Source organism: Martelella mediterranea (assembly GCF_004342225.1).
Classification (GTDB): domain Bacteria; phylum Pseudomonadota; class Alphaproteobacteria; order Rhizobiales; family Rhizobiaceae; genus Martelella; species Martelella mediterranea_B.
Map to the genome: position 1 here is coordinate 1 of NZ_SMAR01000083.1, position 4,089 is coordinate 4,089.

A 4,089-nucleotide genomic window follows, 5' to 3' on the forward strand; every position below is an offset into this window, starting at 1 on the left:
CCCCGACGCTGTCACCCGGAGATGTCGTCATCTGGGACAATCTCAATGTTCACAAGAGCCCACGCGCTGCCGAGGCGATCAGGGCGCGCGGCGCGCGGGTGCTGTTTCTCCCGCGCTATTCACCGGACCTGAACCCCATCGAGAAGGTGTTCTCCAAGCTCAAGGCCCTTCTCAGGAAGGCAAAGGCGCGAACCTATGACGACCTGTGGAGAGCTGTAGGCCACATGTGCGCACTGTTCTCACCACAGGAATGCTGGAACTACTTCAAATCAACAGCATGCGTTGCAGACTAATCGCCCGATGCTCTAGCACGCCCCCTACCCGCGGCAGTGTCTACAACGATCCCGGTCTCATCGCCAAATATCGCTGGGGTGGGTCGTCTGGCGGCGTCTCAGCTTGCCGGCGATCTTCGGCCCGAACTTGGCGATCCAGCGGCGGACGGTCTCATAGGAAACGTCGATACCACGCTCAAGCGGCATTTCCTCGACTTCACGCAGGCTCAGATTGAAACGCAGGTAAAGCCAAACGGCGTGAGCAACGATCTGTGGTGAAAAGCGATGGCGTTTGAAACTGATATCGAATGCTTGCATCCCCGAAATCTACGATCAACCCGAAACCGACGCAACCTGCTCAATGTGACAACACCCTTCTGGCAGATAGATGCGCGTGCCGGTGCCCCCTTGCCATCGTCGGGTTTAACGCCATATTGTGCACAACAACAGCAAGGGCATGGAACGGAACGTCGTTTTACGCTTTATGGCTGTTGTTTTACGCCCAGTCCGGCACCTTGTTGTGTACAACAGGGTGCTGTTCGACGAAAAATTGAAAATCAAAAGGGATATTAAAATGAAACAGAAGATTGCTCTGGCAGCGACCGTGACGGCTCTCGTGGCCGCTCTGGGCGCATCATCAGCAAGCGCTGTTACCCTTCAGGAGATCAAAGACCGCGGTCAGGCGCGCGTCGCCGTCGCCAATGAAATTCCTTATGGATTTATCGACCCCTCCGGCGAGGCAAAGGGCGCTGGCCCTGATGTTGCCGAGGCCGTTCTCGAGCGCCTTGGGGTCGCACCCGGTGACATCGAATGGGTTGCAACGAGCTTCTCGTCACTGATCCCCGGTCTTCAGGCTGAACGTTTTGACATGACAGCGGCCGAAATGGCCATTCGGCCGGAACGCTGCCAGAAGGTCATCTATTCAGAACCCAACACTTCTTATGGTGAAGGGCTTCTTGTCAAAGATGGTAACCCGGACGGGATAACACGCTTTTCCGATTTCAAAAAGGACGGCATGAAGGTAGCGGTCATGGCCGGGGCTGACCAGCAACAGATGCTTCAGAAGATCGGCGTGCCAGGCGGCAATGTCGTCACGATCGCTTCCAATTCGGACGCCATTTCGACGGTTTCCACCGGACGCGCCGATGCCTATGCCGCCACCGGTCTGACCGCCAGCGAGCTTGCATCCAAGAGCGACAAAGTCGCGATTGTTCAGAACTTCAAGGACCCGGTCATTGATGGCAATGAAGTGCGCTCCTGGGGTGGTTTCAACTTCAACAATGATTCCACCGAATTGCGTGATGCCTTCAACACCGAGCTGAAGGCCTTCAAGAAGACTGACGAGTGGAAGGCCATTCTGACGAAATATGGCTTCACACCCGCTGATATCGAAGGCGCCACCTCGAAAACGACCAGCGAGCTCTGCGCTATGTAAAGCTCATGACCAGGCCATCTGGCCTGTGATCAGGGAGCCGGTTGACCAGGCGTCGACCGGCTCTGCCTTTGCCCTTCCATAACCGCAGGGAAAAGACCATCCATGACATGGACTGACTACCTTGGCCCCTTGAGCCAGGGCGCATGGGTCACCATCCAGCTTACTTTTTTCTCTACACTGCTGGGTGGTTTACTTGCTTTCGCATCCGGCATTGGCAAGCGTGCGGAAAATCCGGTGATCAAGGCCATCTCTATTGGCTATATTGAGGTGTTTCGCGGCACCTCGCTTCTGGTACAGCTGTTCTGGCTTTATTTCGCGCTGCCCGTTCTGGGTGATCAGATCGGGATCAATCTGCGGATCGAACCGGTCACAGCTGGTATTCTTGCCCTGTCGCTCAATATTGGCGCCTATGGTGCCGAGGTTGTACGCGGCGCGCTTCAGGCCGTCAGCCCACACCAGAATGAGGCCGCCGTAGCGCTCAACTTCACACCGCGTCAGGCGCTGTGGCGCATCTATCTGCCGCAGGCCATCCCCGAGATGATGCCGAGCTTTACCAATCTGGCGGTTCAAAACCTCAAGGATACTGCGCTCGTGTCGCTGATCAGTCTGTCAGACCTTGCCTTCAAGGGTGAACAATTGCGCAATTACTATCAGGACAGCACGCCCATCTACACCATCATCCTCTTGATGTATTTTGGCATGGCCATGGTTATCTCCGGCCTGATGCGACTCCTGGAAGTGTATGTCAGTCGCTGGCGCACGGCGAGAGGATAGGAGCCTCATGCTTTTCGGATATCAATGGGACACCCAGCATGGCGATCTGGAATTTGCCCTCTCCATTCTGCCGATGCTGCTGCGCGGCCTTGTTGTCACCATAGAGGCATCGCTGCTTGGTTTTGTTGTGGCAATGGTGTTGGGCCTGGCGCTCGCCGCACTGAAGGGCGTTCGCTATCGCCTGATCAGTTGGCCGGCAACCATCCTCACAGAGTTCATTCGTGGAACACCGCTGCTCATACAGCTCTATTTCCTGTATTTTGTCCTGCCGGAGTACGGAATTCTGCTGCCTGCCTTTTTAACAGGGGCTCTGGCGCTCGGACTGCAGTATAGCGCCTACACGTCAGAGGTTTATCGAGCCGGCCTTTCGGCGGTTCCGGAAGGACAACGAGAGGCGGCGGTCGCACTCGACCTGCCCACCGGCAGAACCTTCTCGCATGTTATTTTACCTCAGGCTGTGCCGCGCATCATTCCTGCTCTTGGAAATTATCTGGTTTCGATCATGAAAGATGTACCCGTGCTGTCGGTCGTGACCGTTCTTGAAATGCTGAATGTCGCCAGGATTATCGGCGACCAGACATTCAATTACATGGTGCCGCTCAGCATGGTCGGCGGCCTTTATCTCATCCTGACGCTGCTATCCTCTTCACTGGTGCAGCTCATTGACAAAAAGCTTCCAAAACAGGGGATCCCCCTTCGATGAATGAACCCATGATTGTTTTTGACCATGTCCGCAAAGACTATGGTAAGGTCAACGTCATCAAGGATCTGAACTTTCACGTCAAGAACGGTGAGAAGGTCACGATCATCGGCCCTTCGGGCTCTGGCAAATCCACCGTGCTGCGTATTCTCATGACCCTGACCGATATCAGTGATGGCGTCATCTGGGTGGACGGCGAACCGCTATGGCATGAACGACGTGGCGATAATCTGGTGCCGGCCGGTGAACGGCATCTGCGTCAGATGCGGACGCAGATGGGCATGGTGTTTCAGCACTTCAATCTGTTTCCACATATGAGCGTATTGCGCAACCTCACCGAAGCGCCGCGTGTCGTGCTCGGTCTGTCGCGGCGCGAAGCGCATGAACGTGCCGAAGAGCTTCTGGAAATGGTGGGGCTTCAGGAACACGCCAAAAAGTTCCCGGGCCAGCTTTCCGGCGGTCAGCAGCAGCGCGTTGGTATTGCGCGTGCACTGGCAATGCGGCCACGTATCATGCTGTTTGATGAACCGACCTCCGCACTCGATCCGGAAATTGTTGAAGAGGTGCTGACGGTGATACGTCAGTTGGCCCACGAACATGACCTCACAATGCTGATGGTGACCCACGAAATGCGGTTTGCCAGCGAGATCTCTGATCGCGTCTGTTTTTTCGACGACGGCAATATTTGCGAGGAAGGCCCTCCGGAGAAAATTTTCAACAACCCCGAAGAAGAACGCACACGCCAGTTTCTGAGCGCGGTTCTCAGCAACGATTAACGTTCAAGACTGACAGGCTTCAGAAAGATAGACTTGTTGGGGGTGCGGACGAAAACTTGGACAGGTCTATGACGCAAGGCCCAGACTGTTTCGATATTCGATTGGGCTTCGCCCGCCAAGTGATATTTTGAT

The 4,089-nt window shown here is 55.3% G+C and carries 5 protein-coding genes and 1 pseudogene; 5 read left to right on the forward strand and 1 reads right to left on the reverse strand.

All coding sequences use genetic code 11. The features are described from left to right. Positions 1-293: transposase (locus EDC90_RS20525; RefSeq protein ID WP_207903993.1), on the forward strand; the 293-nt coding region annotated here is incomplete at its 5' end. 63 nt (positions 294-356) lie between these two features. On the opposite strand, the pseudogene EDC90_RS20530 reads toward EDC90_RS20525, so the two are convergent. Continuing rightward, positions 357-590 (reverse strand): annotated as a pseudogene (locus tag EDC90_RS20530) (IS6 family transposase); the annotation flags it as partial. Between the two features lie 256 nt (positions 591-846). Between EDC90_RS20530 and ehuB the strand changes: the two are divergent. The 4 genes from ehuB (at position 847) to ehuA (ending at position 3,957) form a co-directional block, all read left to right on the forward strand. Beyond that, a complete protein-coding gene (gene ehuB / locus EDC90_RS20535; protein WP_132314368.1) occupies positions 847-1,707 on the forward strand; it encodes an ectoine/hydroxyectoine ABC transporter substrate-binding protein EhuB in 861 nt (286 codons plus the stop codon). A gap of 102 nt (positions 1,708-1,809) precedes the next feature. Continuing rightward, a complete protein-coding gene (gene ehuC / locus EDC90_RS20540; protein WP_132314369.1) occupies positions 1,810-2,481 on the forward strand; it encodes an ectoine/hydroxyectoine ABC transporter permease subunit EhuC in 672 nt (223 codons plus the stop codon). 7 nt (positions 2,482-2,488) lie between these two features. Further along, entirely contained in the window at positions 2,489-3,184 is a 696-nt protein-coding gene (gene ehuD, locus EDC90_RS20545; RefSeq protein WP_132314370.1) for an ectoine/hydroxyectoine ABC transporter permease subunit EhuD, read from the forward strand. Then, positions 3,181-3,957 carry an ectoine/hydroxyectoine ABC transporter ATP-binding protein EhuA gene (gene ehuA / locus EDC90_RS20550; RefSeq protein WP_132314371.1) on the forward strand — a complete coding sequence of 259 codons (777 nt, stop codon included), beginning with the start codon at positions 3,181-3,183 and terminating at the stop codon, positions 3,955-3,957. Before ehuD ends, ehuA begins: the two co-directional genes overlap by 4 nt. Positions 3,958-4,089 lie beyond the last annotated feature (132 nt).